This window comes from Xanthomonas arboricola pv. populi, assembly GCF_002939945.1.
Lineage (GTDB): Bacteria > Pseudomonadota > Gammaproteobacteria > Xanthomonadales > Xanthomonadaceae > Xanthomonas > Xanthomonas arboricola_A.
On record NZ_MDEB01000003.1, the window covers coordinates 440,400 to 465,491 of the forward strand.

22 protein-coding genes and 1 other RNA gene are annotated in these 25,092 nt (G+C 66.9%); 13 read left to right on the top strand and 10 right to left on the bottom strand.

What is annotated here, in order from left to right:
- Positions 1–17 precede the first annotated feature (17 nt).
- On the bottom strand, positions 18–518 hold the full coding sequence (locus XaplCFBP3123_RS11375; RefSeq protein ID WP_104534125.1) for an RNA polymerase sigma factor: 501 nt from the start codon (positions 516–518) through the stop codon (positions 18–20).
- A gap of 172 nt (positions 519–690) precedes the next feature.
- Here XaplCFBP3123_RS11375 and XaplCFBP3123_RS11380 point away from each other — a divergent pair, with 172 nt between their 5' ends.
- From XaplCFBP3123_RS11380 to XaplCFBP3123_RS11390, 3 genes are all read left to right on the top strand, one after another.
- A complete protein-coding gene (locus tag XaplCFBP3123_RS11380; protein WP_104534126.1) occupies positions 691–2,607 on the top strand; it encodes a DEAD/DEAH box helicase in 1,917 nt (638 codons plus the stop codon).
- Between the two features lie 272 nt (positions 2,608–2,879).
- Positions 2,880–5,285, top strand: coding sequence for a putative bifunctional diguanylate cyclase/phosphodiesterase (locus XaplCFBP3123_RS11385; RefSeq protein WP_104534127.1), 2,406 nt, complete (start codon positions 2,880–2,882; stop codon positions 5,283–5,285).
- A 48-nt stretch (positions 5,286–5,333) separates the two neighbouring features.
- On the top strand, positions 5,334–6,056 hold the full coding sequence (locus tag XaplCFBP3123_RS11390) for a pseudouridine synthase (RefSeq protein ID WP_104534128.1): 723 nt from the start codon (positions 5,334–5,336) through the stop codon (positions 6,054–6,056).
- Between the two features lie 162 nt (positions 6,057–6,218).
- Here XaplCFBP3123_RS11390 and XaplCFBP3123_RS11395 read toward each other — a convergent pair.
- Positions 6,219–6,286: non-coding RNA, sX9 sRNA (locus tag XaplCFBP3123_RS11395), on the bottom strand.
- Between the two features lie 21 nt (positions 6,287–6,307).
- Between XaplCFBP3123_RS11395 and XaplCFBP3123_RS11400 the strand changes: the two genes are divergently transcribed.
- Positions 6,308–6,436: a hypothetical protein gene (locus XaplCFBP3123_RS11400; RefSeq protein WP_429001625.1), complete on the top strand. Its 129-nt coding sequence runs from the start codon at positions 6,308–6,310 to the stop codon at positions 6,434–6,436.
- Positions 6,437–6,540: 104 nt separating this feature from the next.
- Here the strand turns inward: XaplCFBP3123_RS11400 and XaplCFBP3123_RS11405 are convergent, their stop codons facing one another.
- Together XaplCFBP3123_RS11405 and XaplCFBP3123_RS11410 are read right to left on the bottom strand one after the other, a co-directional pair.
- Positions 6,541–7,488 carry a DMT family transporter gene (locus XaplCFBP3123_RS11405; RefSeq protein WP_104534129.1) on the bottom strand — a complete coding sequence of 316 codons (948 nt, stop codon included), beginning with the start codon at positions 7,486–7,488 and terminating at the stop codon, positions 6,541–6,543.
- Positions 7,489–7,525: 37 nt separating this feature from the next.
- Positions 7,526–8,359 (bottom strand): DUF72 domain-containing protein, encoded by an 834-nt coding sequence (locus tag XaplCFBP3123_RS11410; protein WP_104534130.1) that lies wholly within the window; start codon positions 8,357–8,359, stop codon positions 7,526–7,528.
- 292 nt (positions 8,360–8,651) lie between these two features.
- On the opposite strand from XaplCFBP3123_RS11410, the gene rraA reads away from it, so the two are divergent.
- The 5 genes from rraA (at position 8,652) to XaplCFBP3123_RS11435 (ending at position 15,339) form a co-directional block, all read left to right on the top strand.
- A complete protein-coding gene (gene rraA / locus XaplCFBP3123_RS11415; protein WP_104534131.1) occupies positions 8,652–9,152 on the top strand; it encodes a ribonuclease E activity regulator RraA in 501 nt (166 codons plus the stop codon).
- A gap of 22 nt (positions 9,153–9,174) precedes the next feature.
- The gene (locus XaplCFBP3123_RS11420) at positions 9,175–10,770 is read left to right on the top strand and encodes a serine hydrolase (RefSeq protein ID WP_104534132.1); all 1,596 of its coding nucleotides are present in this window, start codon (positions 9,175–9,177) and stop codon (positions 10,768–10,770) included.
- 322 nt (positions 10,771–11,092) lie between these two features.
- The gene (locus tag XaplCFBP3123_RS11425) at positions 11,093–12,358 is read left to right on the top strand and encodes a cation:proton antiporter (protein ID WP_104534255.1); all 1,266 of its coding nucleotides are present in this window, start codon (positions 11,093–11,095) and stop codon (positions 12,356–12,358) included.
- Between the two features lie 344 nt (positions 12,359–12,702).
- A complete protein-coding gene (locus tag XaplCFBP3123_RS11430; protein ID WP_104534133.1) occupies positions 12,703–13,299 on the top strand; it encodes a plasmid pRiA4b ORF-3 family protein in 597 nt (198 codons plus the stop codon).
- A gap of 207 nt (positions 13,300–13,506) precedes the next feature.
- Entirely contained in the window at positions 13,507–15,339 is a 1,833-nt protein-coding gene (locus XaplCFBP3123_RS11435) for an ABC transporter ATP-binding protein (protein WP_104534134.1), read from the top strand.
- 303 nt (positions 15,340–15,642) lie between these two features.
- Here the strand turns inward: XaplCFBP3123_RS11435 and XaplCFBP3123_RS11440 are convergent, their stop codons facing one another.
- A complete protein-coding gene (locus tag XaplCFBP3123_RS11440; protein ID WP_104534256.1) occupies positions 15,643–17,448 on the bottom strand; it encodes a DUF885 domain-containing protein in 1,806 nt (601 codons plus the stop codon).
- Positions 17,449–17,545: 97 nt separating this feature from the next.
- Between XaplCFBP3123_RS11440 and XaplCFBP3123_RS11445 the strand changes: the two genes are divergently transcribed.
- Both XaplCFBP3123_RS11445 and XaplCFBP3123_RS11450 read left to right on the top strand, forming a co-directional pair.
- Complete coding sequence (locus tag XaplCFBP3123_RS11445) at positions 17,546–17,902, top strand: aldehyde-activating protein (protein ID WP_104534135.1); 357 nt, start codon at positions 17,546–17,548, stop codon at positions 17,900–17,902.
- A complete protein-coding gene (locus XaplCFBP3123_RS11450) occupies positions 17,899–18,696 on the top strand; it encodes a DUF4349 domain-containing protein (RefSeq protein ID WP_104534136.1) in 798 nt (265 codons plus the stop codon). The genes XaplCFBP3123_RS11445 and XaplCFBP3123_RS11450 overlap by 4 nt, the downstream gene beginning before the upstream one ends.
- Before the next feature lie 200 nt (positions 18,697–18,896).
- Here the strand turns inward: XaplCFBP3123_RS11450 and XaplCFBP3123_RS11455 are convergent, their stop codons facing one another.
- Both XaplCFBP3123_RS11455 and XaplCFBP3123_RS11460 read right to left on the bottom strand, forming a co-directional pair.
- Complete coding sequence (locus XaplCFBP3123_RS11455) at positions 18,897–19,190, bottom strand: hypothetical protein (protein ID WP_104534137.1); 294 nt, start codon at positions 19,188–19,190, stop codon at positions 18,897–18,899.
- A 462-nt stretch (positions 19,191–19,652) separates the two neighbouring features.
- Complete coding sequence (locus XaplCFBP3123_RS11460; protein ID WP_104534138.1) at positions 19,653–20,645, bottom strand: LysR substrate-binding domain-containing protein; 993 nt, start codon at positions 20,643–20,645, stop codon at positions 19,653–19,655.
- A 170-nt stretch (positions 20,646–20,815) separates the two neighbouring features.
- On the opposite strand from XaplCFBP3123_RS11460, the gene XaplCFBP3123_RS11465 reads away from it, so the two are divergent.
- Positions 20,816–21,703: a DMT family transporter gene (locus tag XaplCFBP3123_RS11465; protein ID WP_104534139.1), complete on the top strand. Its 888-nt coding sequence runs from the start codon at positions 20,816–20,818 to the stop codon at positions 21,701–21,703.
- A gap of 52 nt (positions 21,704–21,755) precedes the next feature.
- On the opposite strand, the gene XaplCFBP3123_RS11470 is transcribed toward XaplCFBP3123_RS11465, so the two are convergent.
- The 3 genes from XaplCFBP3123_RS11470 to trxA form a co-directional block, all read right to left on the bottom strand.
- Complete coding sequence (locus tag XaplCFBP3123_RS11470; protein WP_104534257.1) at positions 21,756–22,661, bottom strand: peptidylprolyl isomerase; 906 nt, start codon at positions 22,659–22,661, stop codon at positions 21,756–21,758.
- A 180-nt stretch (positions 22,662–22,841) separates the two neighbouring features.
- Positions 22,842–23,291 carry a DUF4442 domain-containing protein gene (locus XaplCFBP3123_RS11475; protein ID WP_104534258.1) on the bottom strand — a complete coding sequence of 150 codons (450 nt, stop codon included), beginning with the start codon at positions 23,289–23,291 and terminating at the stop codon, positions 22,842–22,844.
- A gap of 99 nt (positions 23,292–23,390) precedes the next feature.
- The gene (gene trxA / locus XaplCFBP3123_RS11480) at positions 23,391–24,248 is read right to left on the bottom strand and encodes a thioredoxin (RefSeq protein ID WP_104534140.1); all 858 of its coding nucleotides are present in this window, start codon (positions 24,246–24,248) and stop codon (positions 23,391–23,393) included.
- Between the two features lie 190 nt (positions 24,249–24,438).
- Here trxA and XaplCFBP3123_RS11485 point away from each other — a divergent pair, with 190 nt between their 5' ends.
- Entirely contained in the window at positions 24,439–25,050 is a 612-nt protein-coding gene (locus tag XaplCFBP3123_RS11485; protein ID WP_104534141.1) for a DUF998 domain-containing protein, read from the top strand.
- The last annotated feature ends 42 nt before the right edge of the window (positions 25,051–25,092 follow it).

A 25,092-nucleotide genomic window follows, 5' to 3' on the forward strand; every position in this document is an offset into this window, starting at 1 on the left:
TTGGGCGAAGTGGGTGGTCAGAGTTCGGCGCGGATGCGCGCCTTGAGGCGGCTGAGTTTCGTGGCGACATTGGTCTGGCTGATGCCGAGAACCTCGCCGATCTCGCGGTAGCTGTGCTGATCCAGGTACAGCAGCATCAAGGCGCGTTCCAGCGGTGGCAGGTGGGCGATGAAGCCGTGGAGCTCGGCGACCTGCTGCGCGTGTGCCGGGTCGCGCGCCAGCGGGTCGGCGATGCTGTCGGCCACCGCTTCCAGCGGGAGCGGGTCCTGCGGTGCGCGGTTGCGGCCGCGCAGATCGCTGATCGCCACGTTCAAGGCGATGCGATACATCCAGGTGGAAAAACGTCGGCCGGCGTCGTAGCCGGGGAACGCGCGCCATAACTGCACGGTGATGTCTTGCGCCAGCTCGGCGCGGTCGTCCGGGTTCCAGCAATAGCTGGCCGCGACTTTCAGGACGATGCCGCGGTGCTGCTGCAGCAAGCCGTTGAAGCGGGTGTGCAGGTCTGTTTCCAGGGACATGGCTCCGTCCGGGTGGGTGGATGACAAGGGTCGAACAGATGATTCGCCACAGCGGACGAATCCTCACAACCTGAACGGACTGTCACGGAAATTTCGACAGCAGGGGGCCTGAGGGCGCACACTATGCTGCTTTGCGCCTGCCGGCTCCGTGCGGCGCCTCCGGAGTTACCCAATGACCCAAGAATCTCCCGCGCCGCTGCTGTTTGCAGACCTCGGCCTCTCAGACGCTGTGATGAAGGCGGTTGCCGCCGTCGGTTACGAGTCGCCGTCGCCGATCCAGGCCGCCACCATTCCCGCGCTGCTGGCCGGCCGCGACGTGCTCGGCCAGGCGCAGACCGGCACCGGCAAGACCGCCGCGTTCGCGCTGCCGGTGCTGTCCAACGCCGACCTCAACCAGCTCAAGCCGCAGGCGCTGGTGCTGGCCCCGACCCGCGAGCTGGCCATCCAGGTCGCCGAGGCGTTCCAGAAATATGCCGAAGCCATTCCCGGCTTCCGCGTGCTGCCGGTCTACGGCGGCCAGCCCTACGCGCAGCAGCTGAGCGCGCTCAAACGCGGCGTGCATGTGGTGGTCGGCACTCCCGGCCGCGTGATCGATCACCTGGACCGCGGCACGCTCGACCTGTCCCAGCTCAAGACGCTGGTGCTGGACGAAGCCGACGAAATGCTGCGCATGGGCTTCATCGACGACGTCGAAGCGGTGCTGAAGAAGTTGCCTGAGAAGCGCCAAGTGGCGCTGTTCTCGGCGACCATGCCGCCGGCGATCCGCCGCATCGCGCAGACCTATCTGAAGGACCCGGCCGAAGTCACCATCGCGGCCAAGACCACCACCTCGGCCAATATCCGCCAGCGCTACTGGTGGGTGAGCGGCCTGCACAAGCTGGACGCGCTGACCCGCATCCTGGAGGTCGAGCCGTTCGATGGCATGATCATCTTCGCGCGCACCAAGGCTGCCACCGAAGAGCTGGCGCAGAAGCTGCAGGCACGCGGCATGGCCGCGGCCGCCATCAACGGCGACATGCAGCAGGCCGCCCGCGAGAAGACCATTGCCCAGCTCAAGGACGGCAAGCTCGACATCCTGGTCGCCACCGACGTGGCCGCGCGCGGCCTGGACGTGGAGCGCGTCAGCCATGTGCTGAACTACGACATCCCGTACGACACCGAAAGCTACGTGCACCGCATCGGCCGTACCGGCCGTGCCGGCCGCAACGGCGACGCGATCCTGTTCGTCACCCCGCGCGAGAAGGGCATGCTGCGCGCGATCGAGCGCGCCACCCGTCAGCCGATCGAAGAAATGCAGCTGCCGAGCGTGGATGCGGTCAACGACACCCGCGTGGCACGGTTCATGACCCGCATCACCGAGACCCTGGCCGGTGGCCAGATCGACATGTATCGCGATCTGTTGCAGCGCTACGAGAGCGAGAACAATGTGCCGGCGATCGATATCGCCGCGGCGATGGCCAAGTTGCTGCAGGGCGATGCGCCGTTCCTGCTGACCCCGCCGGTGCGTGGCGCGCGCGAGGAATTCGCACCGCGCGAGCGCAACGATCGGGGCGAGCGTCCGCGCTTCGAGCCGAAGTTCGAGCGTGGCCCGCGCGCCGATGGCGAGCGCGCTGCACGCCCGCCGCGTGCAGAACGTCCGGCATTCGCCGATGACGGCGCGGGCGCCGAGCGTCCGCGTCGCGACCCGGTGGCCCCGCGTGGCGAGCCGGAGTTCGGCATGGAGAGCTACCGCATCGAAGTGGGCCACACCCACGGCGTGAAGCCGGCCAACATCGTCGGCGCGATCGCCAACGAAGCCGGTCTGGAGAGCCGCTACATCGGCCGTATCGACATCCAGGACGACTATTCGATCCTGGACCTGCCGGCCGACATGCCGCGCGAACTGCTGACGCACCTGAAGAAAGTCTGGGTGTCCGGCCAGCAGCTCAACATGCGCAGGCTGGAAGAAGGCGAGGCGGCCGCATCGCCGTCCAAGCCGCGCTTCCCGCGGAGCGGCAAGCCGTCCGGTCGCCCGAATGGCCCGAACCGTCCGATGGACCGGGCCGGCGCGCCGCATCGCAAGGGCCCGCCCAAGCCCCGCGGCGAGTAAGCGCCGCTGACAACCCGGCGGCGTGCCTCCACCCGGCCCACGCGGCCGGGCGCGGCAGTCGCTATGTTGGTTGATGCATATCGGTGTGCAGGCGGCATGCGCCGACACTGCGGGGATTGCAGGCGGCATCCTGTTGGCCGGGCGACGTGCCTGCGTCGACCGTGGTCAAGCGGGCGCTGCCATACAGACTGCGCCGTTGCGGCCGCTACTGCCTTCAGGCGCCCACTGGGCGCCTGAATCGCATTGGGCGGCGGCAGGGGTCGAGGACAACGATGGCGCAGATGGCGGGCGGCAAGAGCGGTAGGCGGACCATGCACCTGATGCGCGGCCGGCTGACGTTTCCCTTGGCCTTGTTGATCGGCATGGCCATCAGCATGGCGGTGCTCTCGGCGCTGGTGATCGAGGTCCAGGCCGGGGCAACGGCCTGGATCGTCGGCCAGAGCCACTGGTCCAACGCCCAGCAGGAGTCGGTGTACTGGCTGGAGCGCTACCTGGGGAGCGGCGATCCGGCCGACCTGCAGGCCGCCTGCCGCGCGCTGGAAGTGCCGCTCGGCGACCGCGCGGCCCGCGAGGCGGTCGAGCAGCCGGCGATCGACTGGAGCGTGGTTTATGCTGGGCTGGCCGCCGGCCGCAATGCCCGTGAGGACATGCCGCAAATGGTGCGGCTGTATCGCTACGGCCATGTCTTTCCATATCTGGGCGATGCCATCGCGATGTGGAAGCGCACCGATGCCGACCTGCTGCAGCTGAGCGCCCTGGCCGATCGAGCGGCATCGGTGCAGGGAACCAACAGGCCCGATCCCCGCGCGCTGCAGGCCTTGCGCGACGACCTGCATCTGCTCGATGGCCGCATGCGCAGCGATACGGCGCAGTTCCAGGCGCTGCTGGTCCGCGGCGCGCGGCTGCTGCACGGTGTGATGGTGATCTGCAGTCTGGCGACCCTGTTGCTGGTGCCGATCGCCTGGGTGCTGGCGATGCGCCGCATCCGCGATCACCTGCTCTCGCACGAAGGACGCTTTCGCACCGCGTTTCAGCAGGCGGCGCTGGGCATGGTCAAGTTCGACCTGCGCGGCTGCGTGCTCGACGCCAATGCCGCGATGGCCAACATCCTGCGCTACCGGCCGGAGGAGCTGCAGGCCTGCACGCTGGCCGAGGTGATGCATCCGGACCATATCGCGCTGGACAGCCGCGGCCTGATCGACTGGCCGACACTGCTGCAGTCCGGCGAGCGCCGCTTGCTGCGCGCCGACGGCGGGGTGATGTGGGCGCGCTGGAGCGCGTCGCTGGTGGCGCCGGGCCCGGAAGAGCCGACCCTGGTGCTGGCGGTGATCGAAGACGTCTCGCATGCGCACGAGTTGGCCGACGAAGTCGCCTTCCATGCGCGCCACGATGCCTTGACCGGCCTGATCAACCGCCGCGAGATCGAACGCCGGCTGCTGCGCCTGATCGAGCCGCCGCAATCGCCGCAGCTCTGCCATGCGCTGTGCTTCGTCGACCTGGATCACTTCAAGCTGGTCAACGACACCTTCGGGCATGCGGTCGGCGACAAATTCCTGTGCCACTTCGCCGACGTGATCACCATGCAGTTGCGCCCCGGCGACTGGCTGGGGCGGCTGGGTGGCGACGAGTTCGCGATCCTGTTGGCCAATACCGAGCTGGCGCAAGCGCAGACCCTGCTCGAGCGCATGCATGCGGTGCTGGGTCAGCCATGGAGCCATCGGGGCGGCCGGCCGCTGACGCCGAGTTGCAGCTTCGGCGTGGTGGAAATCCGCCAGGGCGCCAGCGACGTCAATGCCTTGATGACCGCCGCCGATCTGGCCTGCTATGCGGCCAAGGAAGAGGGGCGCAACCGGGTCCGCTGTTTCGGCGAAAACGATCTGGCGCTTGCGCGGCGCCGCCACGACGGCGGCTGGATCAGCGCGGTGCAGCAAGCGATCGCCGAAGACCGCCTGCTGCTCTATGCGCAGAAAATCCAGGTGTTGAGCGATCCGGGACGCCTGCAGTACGAAGTGCTGGTGCGCATGCGCGCGCGCGACGGGCGGGTACTGAGTCCGGGCGAGTTCCTGCCTGCGGTGGAACGCTACGGCCTGGGACGCATGGTCGATGTGCATGTGCTGGAAACGCTGTGCGCGCAGCTGGCGGCCAATCCGATGCATGTGGCCACGCTGGATCTGTGCCACGTCAATCTGTCTGCGCAGTCGATCGCGCAGCCGGATTTTCTCGATTTCGTGTGGGCCTTGTTCGAGCGCTACCCGAGCCTGGTGCCCAAGCTGTGCATGGAGATCACCGAGACCGCCGTCATCGGCGATCTGGAGTACGCGCAGCGCTTCGTGCAGTGCGTACGCGCGCGCGGCTGCCATGTGGCACTGGACGATTTCGGCAGCGGCCTGGCCTCGTTCGGCTACCTCAAGCAATTCACCGTGGATGTTATCAAGATCGATTGCGGCTTCGTGCGCAACTATGCGCACGACGCGGTGGACCGTGCGGCAGTGCATTCGATCGCGCAGGTGGGCCTGGCGCTGGGAATCGAAGTGGTGGCCGAGGGCGTGGAGTCGGAGGCGGACATTCCCGGCCTGCGCGAGGCCGGTGTCGGCCAGGTGCAGGGTTTCAGCCTGCATCGTCCATGCCCGCTGGACGAGCTGCTGCCTGCCGGGCAGCCACTATTGGCGCTGTCCTGATCGCAGATTGGTGCGCGCGGGCCGCTCCAAATCGCCGATAATCGGCCGATGACGACCCGACTCAACAAATACATCGCCGAAACCGGCTTCTGCTCCCGCCGCGAGGCCGATCGCCTGATCGGCGAACGCCGGGTCACCGTCAATGGCGTGGCTGCCGGCACCGGTGCAGTGGTGGGCGAGGAAGACACCGTGCTGGTGGACGGCCAGCCGCTGCGCACGCGCGCCGCCAGCAAGCCCGGTGGCCGCAAGCATGTCTACATCGCGCTCAACAAACCGGTGGGCATCACCTGCACCACCGAGAGTTCGGTCAAGGGCAATATCGTCGAATTCGTCGGCCACGAGCAGCGCATCTTCCCGGTCGGCCGGCTCGACAAGGAGTCCGAGGGGCTGATCCTGATGACCAGCAACGGCAACATCGTCAACGAGATCCTGCGCGCGGAAAATCGCCACCAGAAGGAATATCTGGTCGCGGTCAACAAGCCGGTCACCGACGAATTCCTGCGCGGCATGGCGCGCGGCGTGTGCATCCACAACGAGACCACGTTGCCGTGCCGTACCGCGCGCATCGCCAAGTTCGGCTTCCGCATCTTGCTGGAGCAGGGTTTGAACCGGCAGATCCGCCTGATGTCCGCCGAATTCGGCTACCGCGTGACCCAGCTGCGCCGGGTGCGCATCGACAACATCAAGCTGGCCGCGCTCAAGCCCGGGCAGTGGCGCAACCTCAGCGATGCGGAATTGCGCGGATTGCTGCCGCAGCGTACCGATTGGTGAGGTCTTCATGCGCGCTGGGCTGAACGGTAGCGGCACGGTGCGTCGGCTGCTCGCGTGCAGCCCGAAGGCCGCTCTATGCCGGCGCGCCGTTGACCGGCGGGGGCATGGCGCTGGGCTCGTTGTGCGTCTTCGACCAGACCCCGGCGCATCTGCGCTAAGAGCGGCCAACAAACCGTAGCGAGCGGTCGTGAGGTGAGTGCGTGCGGCGCGCTCAGAACCGCGTGGTCCATGCCGATTCCGAGCACCGGCCGGTGACGGCGAGTATCGGCGTGGCCATGCTGCATCCGCAGCCAAGCGTGGAAGCGGTGACCAAGCGTGCCGACCGCGCCCTGTCTGCGGCCAAGTGTGGCGTGCGCGATCAGGTGGTGGCGTTGGGGTAGGTGGCGGTTGTAATCGTGCTGGTGCGCGCGCTGCTGCGTCATCGATAAGGCCGGTCGCGGCCTAGGCCGCTCCTACGATGGAGTTTGTTGGTTGCGCTGTGCAGTCAGTCGACGATGTTTTTCGCCTCGGCGGTGCCGAGCAGTTCCGGGTGCACGATCTTGCGCCGGCGTTCCAGCACGGGATGCAGGAACACCGCGCCGAGAATGATCGCCACGCCGAGATAGAACTGCAGGGTCAGCTCGCGTTGCTCGCCGAGCAGGGCGATCGCCAGCACGATGGCGTAGACCGGTTCGAGGTTGGTCACCAGTTGCACCGAGTAGGCGCTGAGATGGCGCAACGCCACCAGCGCCAGCGCAAACGGCAGCAGGGTGCAGGCCAGCGACAGCACCAGCAGCAGGACGCCGTCGTGCAGGCCGGGAACGATCAGCAGATCGCCATGCAGCGACGGCAGCAACAGCGGCATGGCCGGCGCCAGCACGGTCAGGGTCAGCGTGCCGGCGCCGAGTTCCAGTGCGGTGACGGTGAGCGGGTCGGCATGCGCCACCATGCGCTTGTTGAGCGAGCCGAACAGGCCGACGAACACCGCCGAAATCGCGCCGATCGCCACCCCGGCACGCATGCCATCCGGCACCCCGCCGACCACCAGCGCCACGCCGGGCAACACCGCCAGGCCGAACAGCAATTCGCGCGGGCGGAAAGGGCGCTGCGTCACCCATGGCTCGATCACTGCGGTGAACACCGGCGCCAGCGCAATGCAGGTCGCCGCCACCGAGGCATTGGCCAGCTTGATCGCGCCGTAGAAGGTCAGCCAGTGCAAGGCCACCAACGCGCCGATGCCGCAATAGCCCAGCACCACCCGCGCCGACAAGCCGCGCAGCCCGCGCCACACGCGCGGCAACAGCGCCAGCGCCACCACCACGATCAACATGCGCCACCACACCAACGGCAATGCCGGCAGCGTGATCAGCTTGCCCAGGACCGCGGTGATGCCCCAGAGCAGGACGCAGAAATGGATTTGCAGTTGCGCCTTGCGCAGGTCGGTCGTGGGCATGCGCCATTGTCGCCGAAGACGCGCCGCAACGCCCCTGCTAGCGCGACCCCAACGCCTGCAGCAACGCCATTGCCGCAGCCGGATTGCGCTCTTTGGCCGCACTGATGAAAAACACGAACACTTCGCGTGGTGTGACCTTGGCTTGCGCGGCCGCGTCGATGTGCGGCACATCAGCCGGGTCCTCGCCACGCCGCCAGGCCTGGATGCGCTCGGCCCAGCGCGCCAGTGCCGGTGCCGGATAACCTGCAGTGAGACGCGCCTGGCTGCGCATCAATCGCGCATAGACGAAGTCGGTGGACAGATCGGCAAAGGACGGATGCTCGTCCGAGTCGGTGAACACCGTGGCCACCCCATGCTGGCGCACCAACGCCAGCAGCGACGCGTCCACCGCATCGTGGTCGCGTATTTCCAGCACATGCCGCAGCACGCGCTTGCCGGCGCGTCTGGGCAGCAACGACAGGAACGCGTCCAGGTCGTCGGTCTGCAGCCGATGGCCTTGTTCGAACTGCCACACCAGCGGCCCCAGCGTGTCGCCGAGCTCGACAATACCGCCGATGAAGTCGTCCACCTGCGCCTTCGTACCAGCCAGTTTGCGCGACTGGGTGATGCGGCGCGGTGCCTTGGCGGAGAACACGAACCCGGGCGGCACCTCGTCGCGCCACTTTGCGTAGGTCGCCGGCTTTTGCGTCCCGTAGTAGGTGCCGTTGATCTCGATGGCGGTGAGCTGGCGGCTTGCGTATTCCAGCTCGCGCCGCTGCACCAGCCCTTGCGGATAGAACATCCCCGCGCGCCACGGCGCATACACCCAGCCGCCGATACCGACGTGGATGCCATCGAGCGCGGGCGGGGTGGCAGCGAACAGATCGGTCATGAGGGATTCCACGTTGGCGTGAGCGCGCGCCTGGCATGTCGGGTGCACGCACATGTGGCAAGCCACCCGGATGATAGCCCCGCCGGCTTCGCAGTGACGCAGGGCGGTCGCCGAAGTGCGCGCGTACTGCCAGGCAGGCGCGGCCGTTGCCCGGGGGCCGTCTGTAAGCAAGTTGTGTACAGCGTCCAGGCGCAGCCCGACCAACGGCTCGGCGATCAACGGCGCACGTGGCGGCTTACACGGACGCGGCCATGCCGCTACCATCGCAGATCGCCACTTCCGGAGCGCAGCGATGACCTGGACCACGCCCGATCTGTGTGACCGTTTTCCCGAGGTGAGCATCGCCGAACCGTTGTTCCGCTCCTACGGCGGACGTGCGGCATTCTCCGGGCCGATCACCACCGTGCGTTGTTTCGAGGACAACTCGCGCGTGCGCGAACTGGCCGCCACGCCCGGCGATGGGCGCGTGCTGGTGGTGGACGGGCAGGGCTCGTTGAAACACGCCTTGCTGGGCGACCAGATCGCTGCACAGGCGGTCGCCAACGGCTGGGCCGGCGTGTTGATCCACGGCTGCGTGCGCGATGTGGAGATCCTCGCCACGCTGCCGCTGGGCGTGCTGGCACTGGGCGCCTGCCCACGCCGCACCGAGCGGCGCGATCTGGGCGAGGTGGAGGTGCCGGTGAATTTTGCCGGCGTGGCCTTCGTGCCCGGCCATTGGCTGTATGCCGATGGCAACGGCGTGTTGGTGGCACCGCTGCCGCTGTCGCTGGACAGTGCCGGCGGATCGATCTGATCAAGAAAATGAGGGCGTTGCGGTGACCTTGAACCGATGGCTGAGTGGAGGCGTGCTGATGCTGGCAAGCGTGGTGGCGACGACGCAGGCGGCCGAGCTTCCCGCCGGCATGCAGCAGTTCGACGCGCAGATGGAACGCGTGCGCCAACAGTTCGATGTACCCGGCATTGCGGTGGCCATCGTCAAGGATGGGCAGGTGGTGCTGGAGCGCGGTTACGGCGTGCGCGAGATCGGCAAGCCTGCGCCGGTGCAGGCCGATACGCTGTTCGCGATCGCCTCCAACACCAAGGCGTTCACTGCCGCCTCGCTGTCGATCCTGGCCGACGAGGGCAAGCTCTCGCTCGACGACAAGGTCATCGACCACCTGCCGTGGTTCCGCATGTCCGACCCGTACGTCAGCGGCGAGATGCGTCTGCGCGATCTGCTCGCGCACCGCAGCGGCCTGAGCCTGGGCGCGGGCGATCTGCTGTTCTGGCCGACCACCAGCTACAGCACCGACGAAGTCGTGCAGCGGCTGGCCAAGGTGCCGCTGAAGGGCGGTTTTCGTGATCGCTACGCCTACGACAATATTCTCTACGCTGTGGCGCAGAAGGTGATCGAGCAGGTCTCCGGGCAGAGCTATGCGGCGTTTCTGCAGCAACGCATCTTTGCCCCGGTCGGCATGCGTGGCACGCGCTTCAATGCCGATCATCTGCAGCCTGGCGACAACGCGGCCGTGGGCCATGCCAAGTACGACTTCACCGAGCTGCGCACGGTCGCGCCGCTGACCTGGTCCAACAACTCCGGTGCCGGCGGCATCTATTCCAGCGCGCATGACATGGCGTTGTGGATGAACGTGCAACTGGCCGGCGGCGTCCTGCCGGATGGCGCGCCGCTGTTCAGCGCCAGACGGCAGCAGGACATGTGGTCGATGATCACGCCGATCGCGATTGCCGAACCGGCCGTGCCGGAGCTGGCGGCAGCACGCCCCAATTTTGCCGGCTACGGTGAGGGCTGGAGCCTGAGCGATTACCGCGGCCATCGGCTGGTATGGCACACCGGCGGCTGGCCGGGCATGGTGTCGCGGCTGACGCTGGTGCCAGAGCAGCAGTTGGGGGTGGTGGTGTTGACCAATCAGGAGGCCGGCGCGGCCTTCAATGCAGTGACCCTGCAGGTGCTGGATGCGTTCTTGCAGGTGCCGGCCACCGATTGGACCGCCGCCTATGCCAAGGCGGTGGCCAAGGCCGACGGCGATGCGGACACCAGCTGGAAGAAGCATCTGGACGCACGTGCAGCGCACTCCACGCCGTCGCTGCCGTTGCGCAGCTATGCGGCGACCTATCGCGACCCGTGGTACGGCGATGTGGTGATCCGTCAGGATGGCAAACGCCTGCGTCTGCAATTCGCCAAGACCGCGCAGCTGGTCGGTACGCTGGAGCATTGGCAGCACGACAGCTTCATCGTGCGCTGGGACGATCGCTCCTTGAATGCCGATGCCTTCGTCAATTTCGCGCTCACCCCGGATGGTGCGGTGCGCGAGATGCGGATGGAGGCGGTGTCGCCGCTGACCGATTTCAGCTTCGATTTCCAGGATCTGGTGTTGACGCCGGTGGCGGCAGCGCAGCCGACGCCGAAGTGATGCGTCGCTGATCGTCGCGGTGGGCCATCGCCGCTGCACCGAGCGTGCGGTGGCTGATCGCCTGCGGCGCATGGTCGGTGCCTTGCGCGTGGATGGCCTGATGGTGGGCGCCATCCGCGCCGCAACCGCACACCGCACATGTGCCGATCACTGCGGAATCGCGCAACCGGGCTCGGCGCGTCTGCCGCGTACCGTCCGGGCCAATCTTGACGGTCAACCCGGCGGCACCCCGCCAATGCCTGCGTGCCGGCTGCACGATGGCTATCGTGCACCGGCACGGCCCGTTATGATCCGCGCACTTCTCAGGGATGTTGCCAAACGCATGACCACTCCGCAGATGTCGGTGTATTTTTTTCTGCAGGCCGCAGCGATTCTGCTGGTATGTCGTCTGGTGGGGCTGCTGGCCAAGCGGATCGGCCAGCCGCAGGTGGTGGGCGAGATGATCGCCGGAGTGATGCTGGGGCCGTCATTGTTCGGCGCGGTGTTGCCCGGGTTGCAGGCGTCGCTGTTCCCCAAGCAGACCATGGATGTGCTGTACGTGTTCGCGCAGTTCGGCGTGGGCCTGTACATGTTCCTGGTCGGTACCGACTTCCGCGGCGACCATTTCCGCGCGCGCTATCGCAGTGCGATGAGCGTGTCGATGGCCGGCATCGCGGTGCCGTTCGCCTTGGCCTTCGCGATGTGCCCGTGGTTGATCAACGTGGACGGCCTGTTCTCGGAAAAAGCCAAGTTGATGGAGGCCTCGCTGTTCCTGGGCGCGGCCATCGCGATCACCGCGTTTCCGATGCTGGCGCGCATCATCCACGAGCGCGGTCTGACCGATAGCCCGTTGGGCACGCTGGCACTGACTGCAGGGGCGTTCGACGATGCGGCGGCGTGGTGCATTCTTGCCGTGGTCCTGGCCAGCTTCGGCGGCAGTTGGGGCAGCGCCTATCTGGCCATCGGCGGTGGCGTGGCCTATGCATTGTTCATGATCTTTGTCGGCCGGCATCTGCTGCGCCGTCTCGATCGTTACGTGGTGCAGGACCAGCCGCTGGGCAATGGCGTGTTGGCGGTCATCCTGATGCTGTTTTGCGTCAGCGCATGGGCGATGGATGCGATCGGTATCCACGCAGTCTTCGGCGGCTTCCTGCTCGGCGTTTGCCTGCCCAGGGGCGCGTTGACCGAAAAATTGCGCGCGATGCTGCAGCCGTTCGTGGTGGTGTTCCTGCTGCCGATGTTCTTCACCTACTCCGGCCTCAAGACCCAGCTCAGCGTGCTGCTGCAGCCGCAGATCATGCTGGCCGGCGTGGCGATTCTGGCCGCATCGTTCATCGGCAAGGGATTGGCCTGCTGGGCCGCTGCACGCATCACCGGCGAGAACAACCGCGATGCGATGGCGATCGGCTCGCTGATGAATGCACGTGGCTTGATGGAGCTGATCATCATCAATATCGGCCTGCAGGCCGGGGTGATCGAACAAGGCCTGTTCTCGGTGCTGGTGCTGATGGCGATCCTCTCCACCCTGATGGCCACGCCGCTGTTCAACTGGATCATGCGTCGCCATGCCAACGTGACCGATGCGGTGCCGAGTCTGCAGCAGCGCTGAGGCGGTTTCATCGATTCCACCAATGCAGGCACGAGCTGCTGTCGCGTCACGACTGTGTCGCGATAGTGGTCGCATCGAGACCGCGATGCTCGCTGCGATAAGTCGCCGGCGGCGCGTTGGCGTGCGCGGCGTGGCGCTGCGTGCGGGCATCTGCGCAGCATCCCGGCAATGTGCGGCGGCGGATTCGTCACCATCCCGGCACAGGTGGCCGATCTGTCCCGTCGCGGGCGCTCGCATGCAGGATCGCTATCGGCAGAGTGCAATTCTGCGGCGTCGGGTGCGCAGCGATGCAGCCAGTGGCGCGTCGCTGCATACTTGCAGCGCAAACAGGTAGCCAAGACACGATGACCAAGGCAAAGAAGAAAGCTGCACAGCAGGCTGTGCCCGCGCCTGCACCGGTGTATCAGCTGCATGTTTGGCTGGTGGGAAGCGCGCCGTTGATCTGGCGCCGCGTGCTGGTGGCGGGGTCGCTGCGCCTGGCCACGCTGCATCGCGTGTTGCAACCGGTGATGGGCTGGACCGGTGCGCATCCGTACGAATTCGACCTGGGCGGCGGCCGCTATGGCGAGTCCGGGCTGGATGTGCCGGACCGGCCACGCCTCAAGCACGCCGCGCGCGTCACCGTCGAGAGCGCGGTGGGCGAGCTGGAGCGGTTCGACTATTTCTACGGTGCCGGCGCGGGCTGGCAGCACCGCATCCAGGTCGAAGCGATCCTGCCGCCCGACGCGGGCATGCGTGGGGCTCGTTGCGTGGACGGCGCCAACGCCTGCCCGCCGGAAAACAGTGAAGGGATCGACGACTACCAGGCATTGCTGCAGATCATCGCCGACCCGGATCATGCGCAACACGTGCAGGAGCTGGCCACCTTGGGTGGGCGCTTCGACCCGGGCCATTTCGATCCGGCCGAGATCAACCGTCTGCTCGCGCGTGTGCGCGAGTGAGCGCGACCGACGCCCTATGACGCGTAGCCATGCCCAGGCCATGCCTGGCGCGGGCGAGCCGGGAGCGATGCGACGGAGCCGGTTGTCTGTCGCGTGCACCGCAGCCTGGCATGGGTGTGCTGATGCAGGAGCCCGCCGCCAGCGCCACTGCAGCTTGACGCGCGATCAGCTAGCCTGATCGCCCGGTTTTTCCCGAAAGTGTCTGCGATGTTCCGATGGTTCGAATCCCTGATCGATGTCTTCCCGCCCATCGAGCGGGAAATGCCGCCACGTAGCGTGTGGCGGTTCTATCTGCATTATCTGCGGCCATTGTGGCCGATCCTGCTGGCCACGCTGATCGCCGGATTGCTGCTGGCCTTGGTGGAAGTGGCGATGTTCGACTTCCTCGGGCGCATCGTCGACATGCTGGCCGAGCGGCCGGGAGCGGACTTCTTCCGCCGTCATGCCGGCGAGTTGATCTGGATGGCGGCGATCACGCTGGTGGCGCGGCCGCTGTTCACCGGCCTGCACAATCTGTTGGTCAACCAGGCGATCGTGCCGGGCTTGAGCAACCGCTCGCGCTGGCTGATGCACAACTACGTGGTGCGGCAGAGCCTGGGCTTCTTCAACAACGATTTCGCCGGGAGGATCGCCAACCGGGTGATGCAGACCGGGACCTCGCTGCGCGAATCGGCGGTGCAGATGGTCGATGCGCTCTGGTACATCGTGGTCTATACCGGCAGCGCGCTGTGGTTGTTCGCGCAGGCCGACCCCTGGCTGATGGTGCCGCTGCTGATCTGGCTGGTGGTTTACGTCGCGCTGATGGCGTTTTTCGTGCCGCGTATGAAAGCGCGCGCGTGGATCGCATCGGATGCACGCTCCAAGGCCACCGGGCGCATCGTCGACGGATACACCAATATCTCCACCCTGAAGCTGTTCGCCCATGCCGGCCGCGAACAGGCCTATGTGCGCGATGCGATCGACGAGCTGGCGGTGAAACATCGCGGGCAGACGCGCGTGACCACCGCAATGGACACCGCCATTGCGGTGGCCAATGGCTTCCTGATCGTGGGGACTTGCGGATTGGCATTGTGGCTGTGGAGCCGCGGCCAGATCAGCGTGGGCGCGATCACGCTGGCGACCGGTCTGGTGATCCGCATCCACAACATGTCCGGCTGGATCATGTGGACGGTCAACGGCATCTTCGAAGACATCGGTAGCGTGCAGGACGGCATGCAGACCATCTCGCAGCCGGTGCTGGTGCAGGACGCGCCCGACGCGGTGCCGTTGCAGGTGACGCACGGCCAAGTGCAGTTCGAGCACGTCCATTTCCATTACGGCAAGCGCGGCGGCGTAATCGCCGGGCTGGATCTGCAGGTGCGCGCCGGCGAGAAGATCGGCCTGGTCGGGCCATCGGGTGCGGGCAAGTCGACCCTGGTCAACGTATTGCCGCGGCTGTACGACCTGGAGCAGGGGCGCATCCTCATCGATGGGCAGGACATCGCCCGGGTCACCCAGGAAAGCCTGCGCGGGCAGATCGGCCTGGTCACCCAGGACACCTCGCTATTGCACCGTTCGATCCGCGACAACCTGCTGTATGGCAGGCCGCAGGCCAGCGACGCGCAGATGCTGGAAGCGGTGCGCAAGGCGCGCGCGGAAGGCTTCATCGACACGCTGGTCGATGGCGAAGGCCGGCGCGGATTCGATGCGTATGTCGGCGAGCGCGGGGTCAAGCTGTCGGGCGGTCAACGGCAGCGCATCGCGATCGCGCGGGTGCTGCTGAAGGATGCACCGATTTTGATCCTGGACGAGGCCACCTCGGCACTGGATTCGGAAGTGGAAGCGGCGATCCAGGACAGCCTGGACGCGTTGATGGGCAACAAGACCGTCATCGCCATTGCGCACCGGCTTTCGACCATCGCGCGCATGGACCGGCTGGTGGTGATGGACGCCGGGCGCATCGTCGAGACCGGTACGCATGCGCAACTGATCGCGCAGGGCGGGCTGTATGCACGCCTGTGGGCGCGGCAAACCGGAGGGTTCGTTGCGGCGGATGGGTGAGAGGGCTTTAGTGGGTTGCGCAAACGTGCAACAACCGCAGCGACAAGCACCTCTCCTGCGGGGGCGCCAAGGCACGGCCTGCGCGCGTGCCTTGGAGCGCCCGTGCCGCGAGCGCGGGCCGGGGCGCGGAGCGGGGGTTGGGGTGAAGGAAGCAGGTGCTGCTTCACTTATGAAGGCGCGTGGCGACGCGTTTGCCAATGCAGGCACTGACAGCTTTCTGCGGCGCACCCTCATCCGCCCCTGCGGGGCACCTTCTCCCGAGGGGAGAAGGGTCACTCGTTCTCCCGCTAGGAGAAGGATCAATCACTCGATCGGCTGGTCCAGCATCAGCTCGCGCGCAAAGCGTACCGGTGGGGCGCCGTAGGACAGCATCTGGTCGTGGTACGCCTTCAGGTTGAACGTGTCGCCCAGTTTGTCCTGCACCGCCTTGCGCGTATCCAGATGCTCCTGCACGCCGACGAAGTAGGTCGGCAGCTGCGCGGACGACAGCTGCGCACGCACCCACTTGCCCGCCGCTTCGCTTTCCTGCTGGAAGGTGTCGTGGGTCATCAGGTGCATCGCCTTGTCGCGTTCCCAGCCATCCACATGCACGCCTTGATCGAGGATGGCGTTGGCGATGGTGCGCAGGTAGAACTTGAGCTGCACCAGGTGGAACAGCGGGTCGTTATCCAGATAGCCCTGTTCCTGCATCATGCGTTCGGTGTACACCGCCCAGCCTTCGGCGAACATGCCCGAGCGCAGCACCGCGCGCAGCGTGGAGGGGAACTTGGCCGAATGCCAGCCTTCCAGGTAATGGCCCGGGGTGCCTTCGTGGATGCTGAGCAGGTGGATCATGCGGCTGTTGTATTCGCGCAGGAACGAATCGACCTGCTGCTCGTTCCAGTCGTCGGGAATCGGCGAGACCGCATAGAAGGTCTTGAGATTCTTGTCGAGCGGGCCGGGCGAATCGCAGTACGCCACCGCCACGCCGCGCTGGAATTCCGGCATCAGGATGATGTCCACCGGCGAATCGGGCAGCGTCATCAGATCCTTCTGGCGCACGAACTCGGTGGACTGCGCCAGTGCGGCCTTGGCGTTATCGACGACCTTGTCGCGTGCCGGCTTGTCTGCATAGGCCAGTTCCAGCGCCGCCTCGATGGCGGCCTGCTGCTGGTCGTCGTTGGGCGTCTCGGGCAGTTTGGGTGCGCCGGGCTTGTCCTTGAGCACCGTGCGGGCAATGCCGTACATCTCGCTGCGGACGCGCTTGAGCTCGGACTCGGCGCGCTGTTTGATCTCGGCGCGCGACAGCGACGACAGCAGCGCGAATTTCAGCTTCTGATCGTAAATCTGCGCACCGACGCGGAAATCGCCCTTGGCATTGGGCACCAGCACGGTATCCAGCCAGGTCTGCTGCTCGGCCACGGCCTTGCGCAGATTGTCGATGGCGGCCTGCGCGCGGGCCGCTTCGATCGGGCCGAGCTGGCCGATGTTCGGCGCGATGAAGGTGTCGACGATGCTGAGGATGCCCTTGTTCTGCTTGGCCACCGTTTCGGCATGGATCTTGGGCACGCGGGCCGGGTCCAGGTTTTCGCGCGCCTGCGCGAAGATGCCGGGAATCTTCTCCATGCGCTGCGTGGCCGAGGTCAGGCGCTCGGGCAGCGGCGCGAAGTCGCGCGCCATCAGGCCATACAGCGCGCTGCCGGCCAGGCCGTTGTAGACCTGCGGGTCCCAGGCCCAGCTCTGCAGCACTTCGGTGTTCCAGATTTCCGATTGCAGCTGGTTGCGCAAAATGGCCGCATCGACCTGGTTCTCGCGCGACAGCTTGGCCACCTCGATGGCGTCCAGGTCGGACAGCAATGCCTTGCCGGCCTCCAGGCTGCGCTGGCGGCCGGCGCTGCTCAGATCGTCGATCTGCGTGTCGAAGCGGTGATCGCCGGTCTGGGTGGCGGTGACCGGTGACAGCTGCATCCAGGTGTCGAGCGCGCGCTTGGACAGCGCCGCAAAGCGCGCATCCGGCGTCTGCGCATCCTGCGTCGCGGCATCAGGGGTGCCGGCGCGCGGCGATTGGGGCTGTTGCTGGCAAGCGCCGAGGCCGGCGAGCAGGGCGAGGACAAGCAGACGTTGACGCATGGTGGATTCCGATGGAAGCAATCGGCCAGCATAGGCATGTGCGCGCTTGTCCGCATCCGCCATTGGTTTAGAGTGGCCGCTTCCAAGGAGGATCACCATGCACGACGCCGGTAGCTGTCATTGCGGACGCATTGCGTTCGACCTGGAGAGCGATGCGCCAATCACCGAGGCGTACGACTACGATTGTGGGTCATGCCGTCGCCGTGGCGGCCTGCGGCGGTTCGGCATGCGTGCCCAATTGCGCACGCCGGCTGAGCCCGACGCGCTGGGAATCTACCGCCTCAATCGACAGCATATCGATCACCATCACTGCCCGCAGTGCGGCAGTGCGCCCCTCGGCGAGAGTCTGAATCCCGACACTGGCGAGGCCGGCATGGCGGTCAGCTCGCGCTGTGTGCCGGGGCTGGATCTGGCCGCGCTAAGCGTGCACGCGGTCGCTGGAGCCAGCCGATGAGGCGCGGGATGCAGCGGTACGCGGCCGGATTGCTGCTGAGCTGGGCGCTGAGCGGATGTGCCAGGCCGTCGGCGGAGATGGCGGCAGACGGCGGCGCGCCGGCGCCACCCGTCGCGCAGGGCAACGCCCTGGCGTATGAGCACGATGTGCGCATCGTGCTGCCGGCCGATCAGATCGGTCAACGCATTGCGGCGGTGCGCACTGCCTGCCAGTCGGCGCAATTCGGCGACTGCGCGCTGCTGGCGGTCGAGCAGACCGGTGGGCGCGACCCCAGTGGCAGCGTCAGCGTGCGTGTGGTGCCCGACGGCATCGAGCCGCTGGTGCAATTGGCCGGCCAGCAGGGCGATGTCGCCGCGCGCAGTACGCGTGCCGAGGATCTGGCACAGCAGATCGCCGACACCGGCCTGGCGCGGGCGCGCCTGCAGAAAGAACACGCACGCCTGCTCGAACTGCAGCAACGCCGCGACCTGGCCGTGACCGATCTGCTCGCCCTGTCCAAGCGGCTGGCCGAGATCGAAGCCGAAGCGCAACAGGCCCAGCAGGACGCCGCGCAGCAGCAACGGCGCGTGCGCACGCAGCTGCTGACGCTCAATTTCCGTGGGACCGGGGGCGAGCAGGGCAGGGGCGAGATTGCCGGGGCGGCGGCCGAGTTCGGCCAGGTCTTCGCGTCCAGCGTGGCCTTCGTGATCCGCGCAGTGGCGGCGTTGCTGCCGGTGGCGGTGGTGGGTCTGATCGTCGGCTGGCTGCTGCTGCAGGCATGGCGCTGGCGTGCGCGGCGGCGCCGGATGTCCTGATCGACCGCGCGGCTGGTCGGCGATGCCGCACCAGCCGCGCGTGTTTTGGAAAGGCGCTTACGTCAGGCAGTTACTGGATGCGTTGCGGGGGCGTACGTCGCGATAAGTTACGCCGTTCGTATGCGATGGCAGTGCAGCGCGTCGCGTGCAACATCTCCAGACACCGACTGCACGGGCAGCGCAGTCGGTAAGAAGCGCGTTCAACCTTCGTCGAGTTCGTACTCGACAAACACGTCCAGCTGCAGGGCCAGTTCCTGCACGGCGTCGCGCACCTTCTGGGCAGTGGCGTCGTTGCCGGCTTCCACTTCGAATTCGTGGCTGCCCGGACCTTCATCGTCGGACAGGCCGGCCGAGCTGGAATCGTCGTCGTCCAAATGCGGCATCAGATCGTCGACTTCTTCCACGTGCTCGATGCCTTCGATGCTCTGCAGCAGGTTGGCGATGGCACGCGCGTCGTCGTCGGTGCCGGTGATACGCATGCGAAGAGTGGGCATGGGAACGTCCTGGGGATTGGGGAGCTAAAGCCTAGGCACCGACAGGACAACACGAGGTGATGGTGTACGTTAGATGCTCCATCGAGTATGTAACCCCTCGAGCGCTTTTGCCGCTCGAGCTAAAGCCCCTTTCCTGTGGGGTGCCAAGGCAACGCGTGCGCGCCACTGACGCGCGCGTCTTCAGATCCCCCCCCCCGGCGCAACCAAAAACCCCTCTCCAGCGGGAGAGGGGTGGAGGGTACGAGGCGAAGCGACACGTGCACTCAAACTCCGCCAGGCTTCGCTCGTACCCTCATCCGCCCCTTCGGGGTCCCTTCTCCCGGAGGGAGAAGGGACAGCCGCTCCAGGCTTTGCTGCTCCCTTCGGATACCTTCTCCCCGTGAAGGGGACAATGTCCCGGAGGCAGAAACGCAGAAGTAATGCGCGCGCAGGGGTGTATGCAAGGATGATTCCTGCGCAACCTCATTCCGTTGCCGACGCCTTGCGCGATCGTGGACGCACACGCGGTTCACGCAATGTCTCGCTCGCCGGCAACGCCACCAGCTCCGCCGGCAGTGCCGGCATCGGGGTGCGCTCGTCCAGGGCCTCGCGCTTGAGCCAGTCGATAAACGCCGTTGCCGCAGGTCCAGGGACGCGGTGGCTGGGGTGCACGATGTAGTAGGCGTAGCGTGCCTTGAGGGTGGGGCCTGGCAGGCGCACCAGCTCGTAACGCTGCAGATACGGTTGGGCGATGTGCTTGCGCGCCAGGACCGCGCCCAGGCCATAGACCGCCGCGCGCATCGCGTCGGTGCTGTCGTTGAAGGTGTGCATCGGCGGCAGCGTGGTGCCGCGTACCTGCGCGGCGCGGAACCAGTCGCGCCAGCCCTGCGGCGACATGTCGGTCAGCAACGGCAATTGTGCGATCTGCGCCGGCGTGCGCAGCGCGGCGACCTCCGGCAGCGACGGCGAGGCCACCGGAAACAGTTCGTCGTCCATCAGATGATGCGAGGTCAATCCGGGCCAGGCGCCCTGACCATAGCGGATGCCGAGATCCGGGCCGCCTTCTTCGAAGCGCGAAAATGCCGCATCCGATTGCAGATCCATGCGGATATGCGGGTGCGCGCGACAGAAGCGCGGCAGCCGCGGCAACAGCCAGCAATACGACAGCGAGCGCAAGGTGGTCACGCGCAGCGGGATGGCGTCTTCGCGCGGATGCAGGTTGCCGGCCACGGAGGCGATGTCGGCCAACGCTGCGGTGGCGGCATCGGCGAGCTGGCGGCCCTCGGCGGTGAGCTTGACCCCGCGCGGCAAGCGCTGGAACAGGGGCACGCCAAGCAGCGCTTCGAGCTTGCGCACATGGTGGCTGACCGCACTGGCGGTCAGATGCAGTTCTTCGGCGGCATGCGCGAAGTTCTGGTGACGCGCGGCGGCGGCGAACACGCCCAGCGCGGGTAACAGGGTGGGGCGCAGGTTCATCGAGGCATGAGTGAGATTTGTGGCTCGCCTCGATACTACGCGCTTGTCGCGCCTGCGGTTGCAATCGATGCTGCGGTACCCCATCGCGATGATCGTGCCATGTCCGTCTGCCTGCCTGATGTTGTCTTTAGCGGTCTCAGCACATCGCGGCAGCTTGCGCAGGTGGGCCGATGAGCGTGCAACCGGCGACGCAGCCGGCGGTTACGACACGCGAATGGCGCACCCCACTGGAGCTGGGGTTTCTCGGCATCGTCTGGGGCTGCTCGTTCCTGTTCATGCGCGTAGCTGCACCCAGGTTCGGCACCGTGGCGCTGGTGGAGATCCGCCTGGCGCTCGGGGCGTTGGTGCTGTTGCCGTTCCTGTGGCTGGCGCGTGAGCGCTTCCCCCTGCGTCGCTGGCCGATGCTGGCAGCGATCGGCGTGCTCAATTCCGCGTTGCCGTTCCTGCTGTTCGCCTGGGGCGCGCAACACGCGCCGGCCGCGATCGGTGCGATCTGCAATGCGATGACCGTGTTGTTCACCGCATTGATCGCCTTCCTGTTCTTTGGCGAGAAGATCGGCACGCGTCGCGCGCTGGCCTTACTGATCGGTTTCATCGGCGTGCTGGTGCTGGCCACCGGCAAGTCGGCAGGGTTGAGCGTGGGACCGGCGGCACTGGCGGGCGCCACCGCGTCGCTGCTGTACGGCATCGGCTACAACCTGGTGAAGCGCCACATGGGCGATTTGCCACCGGCTGCATCGGCGGCGTCCACGCTGGGCTGCAGCGCGCTGCTGCTGGCACCGCTGGCCTGGTGGCAGTGGCCGACCGCGCCGGTACCGGCAGTGGCCTGGGTCTGCGCCACCGCGTTGGGCGTGGTGTGCACCGGATTGGCGTTCCTGATGTACTACCGCCTGATCCAGCGCATCGGCCCGGCGCGCGCCTCCACGGTGACCTATCTGGTGCCGGTGTTCGGTGCATTGCTGGCCTGGTCGCTGCTGGGCGAACCGTTGACCTGGACCATGCTGGTGGCCGCGGTGCTGATCCTGGGCAGCGTCGCCTTCAGCCAGCGCGCCCGCTAAGCCAGCGCGCCCCGCTTTTACGATTCCCGATTCCCGATTCCCGATTCCCGATTCAGCCCGCCGGCGGCGCCCGCACCGGCAACGGCACATTGCACAGATCGATATGCCCGGCCGGGCGCTTGTAGAAATCGTCCTTGCGATTGCGGCGCGCTTCGGCCACATCGCGGAAGGTCCGGCTGTCGGTACGCAGCAACTGCAGTGGCGTGCGTTCGGGCGAGGGCACTTCGCTGGCCAGGCGAATGGCGCGGATCGGCGAGCGCTGCGCGGGGTCTTCGTAGAAACCCATCGGGTCCGGGCCACGCGGGATCACGCTGAGCAACTCCATGCCCTTGACCACGCGGCCGACCACGGTGATGTTGCGGTCAAGCTGGCGCGGCGATTGCCCGGTGACCACATACAGCTCGGCGCCGATGCTGCTGTCTTCGTCGTTGTTGCGGCCGGCGCCCAGGGTGCCGTAGCAATGCGCCAGCCAGGTCTTGCCGCTGGCGCTGTCGCGCCCGACCGGGAAGCCGTCGACAAAGCCCACCTGCGCTGCCCAGCCATCGCTGTCGGGCAGGCGCTGGAAGTCCAGCCCCTGCGATGGGCGTTCAAATTCGGCCGGCAGGTGCGTCTTCGCCGAGCCCAGCGACTTGGCCTTGGCCGCCGTCTCGCCATCCGGGTCGCCGAACTGCACCACGAAGTTGTCCTGCGAGCGATAGATGCTGAGCCCGTCCCAGAAGCGTTCGTGTGCCAGCGTGCGGATATTGCCCACGTGCGCCGGCGTAAACTGCGGCGCCAGCTCGATGATGACCCGTCCGCCATCCAGCTCCAGGTACAGCGTGCGCTCGGGGTCGAGCACGCGCCATGCGCTGGCCGGCGAGGCGTCCAGGATCTGTTGCGGGCTGCGATAGGCCGCGTTGGCGGCAATCGGTAACACCAGGGCAAGCAGGCAGGCGGAAGCAACAGTGCGCAGCAGCATGAAGGCAGCCAGTCGGGAAGAAGCCTGATTCTTGACCAATGCGCGCAGGGGCGCAAAGCGTGGGTTCGCAACGCGCGGCATCGACGACGTATGCGCCGTGAATGCCGGCCGACCCATGCCTGCCCACAGAAGTCAGTGCCCAGCATGCGCCGGCGCTGCAATCGCGCGCCGGTCTGCCGGTCAGCGCGCCGGCTTGCGTTTGACGTAGAGCTGTTTGCGCACGCGTGCCACCACCTCGCCATCGCGGTTGTGCACGCTGTTTTCGAACCAACGCAGGTACTTCTCGCCAGTGGCGGTGGCATCGCGCAACTCGTTCAGCACGCTATCGTCGATGACGAAATCCGCGCTCACCGTGCCGCGCCCGGGTTTGACGAACTCGATGCTGCCGGCCTTGTCCCACACGTAGTAGTCGCGCCCCAGATTCTGCATGGTCAGCAGCATCCAGAACGGGTCGGTCATCGCGAACAGGCTGCCGCCGAAATGGGTGCCGACGTAATTGCGATTCCACGGCCGCTGGCGCAGCTCCACGCGGGCATGGCGATAGTCGGCCGACAACGCGGTGACGTGGATCCCGGCGAACAGGTACGGCGGCCACAGGTTGAGACCGAGCGTGAACAGGGAAGCGCGCATGCGGCCAGGGTCCATGTCAGGGCGGGTCTGCAGCATGCCATTTGCATACGTATGGTGGTTGTTGCGGTGCCGGCAGACCGGGGGCCGTGCCGGCCGCGCTTAAAACACCAGCGACGACATCTTGCGGCGGTAGCGGCCGACCAGGTCTTCGTCTTCGATCACCCGAAACGCATCGATCAGGCTACGTCGCGGCAGGTTGTCGTCGAAGGCACGGTCCTGCCGCAGCATTTCCAGGAACTGCTCCAGCGCGGCCTCGTCGTGGCCGTCGAGCAGGTGGCGCACGCCAAGCAGATGGCGCGCGCGCAGGTCGGCGCCGCTGGCGGCAACGGCGGCCTGCAGGGCGTCGGCATCCGGCGCATCCTTGAGCACATTGGCAAAGCTCAGCCGGGCCTTGGCGCGCACCGCACGGTCGTCGGTGGCCAGGTTGGCGGGCAGCGCGTCGATCAACTGCTCGGCCTCGGCGGTGTCGCCGGTCTTGAGCAGCGCCAGCGCCAGATCCAGCTTGAGCTCGTCCTTGTCCGGCTCGGCGGCGATCGCCTCACGCAGCGCGGCGACCTGGTCCTGCGGCTCGAGCGGGGCCGGCGGCAGTTCTTCGGCGACCTGCGGCTCGGCCGGCAGCACACCGTGCTGGGTCAGGAATTCGCGCACCTGGCCTTCCGGCATCGCGCCCGGGAAGCCGTCGACCAGCTCGCCGCCCTTGACCAGGAATACCGTCGGCACCGAGCGGATCTGGAACGCGGCGGCGATCTGCTGCTCCTTGTCCACATCGACCTTGGCCAGCTCGAAGGCGCCGTTGTAGTCGGCGGCGAGCTTTTCCAGGATCGGCGTCAACGACTTGCAGGGGCCGCACCAGGTGGCCCAGAAGTCCACCAGCACCGGTGTCGTCAACGATTTCTGCAGGACCTCGGTCTCGAAGGTGTCGGTGGTGGCATCGAATACGTGCGGCTTGTCGGACATGGGCTTCCAGAAGTGATGGCGGCAACAGTGGGAGGTAATGGTGGCAAACCGGGCCGACACAAGGCTGGCCAGGCCAGGCGCACCGGCGTGCGGTCGGCTGCCATGCCGGAAGGGGTTCACGTCACGCGCGCCCGGCACGACAATGCCGCGTCCTGGCGGCGCAGCCTGCGCCCGGCGTTGGAGCAAGGCAATGACAAGCATCGATGGCACCCAGCGCTACCTGGGCCTGGTCGCCGCAACCGTGTTCGTGCTGGCGGTGGCCGGCTTCGGCGTGGCCCTGCCCGGTTACCTGCAGGCCAGCCATCCTGTTGCGCTGCTGGGTGCCAACGGGGTGCCGCATGCGTTGGGCTTCAACCTGCTGGCGTTCGTGCTGGTCGGTGCGCTCGGAATGGCCACCGGGGTCAGCCTGTTGGCGCGCATGCCGCCCAGGGCGAGTTGGAGCCTGCGCGTGGGCGGCCAGCTGGTCGTGCTGGCCGGCCTGGCCTTCGTCGGCATGGGCATGCTGCCGCTGGACCCCACCGACCTGGATGGCCGCGCCAGCCAGGCCCATGCCACTGCCTGGCTGTTGTGGGCGGTGGCGTTCGTACCCGGCATGTTGTTGCTCGCCGCCGCGCTGCTCAACCAGCCCGGCGCCCGCGCACTGGCGTGGCTGAGCCTGGGCGCGGGGCTGCTGGTGGCGGTGCTGGCGTTCGGCCCGCCTGGCCTGCTGCGGCAGGCGATCGCCCAGCGCCTGGCGTTCCTGGCCTGGGTCGGCTGGCTCGCCGTGGCGGCCTGGCGCTGGCCGGCCAGACCCGCCAGCTGAGGCCAGCGTTTGGAGCACCTGCTGCACTGCGGTACCCTGTGC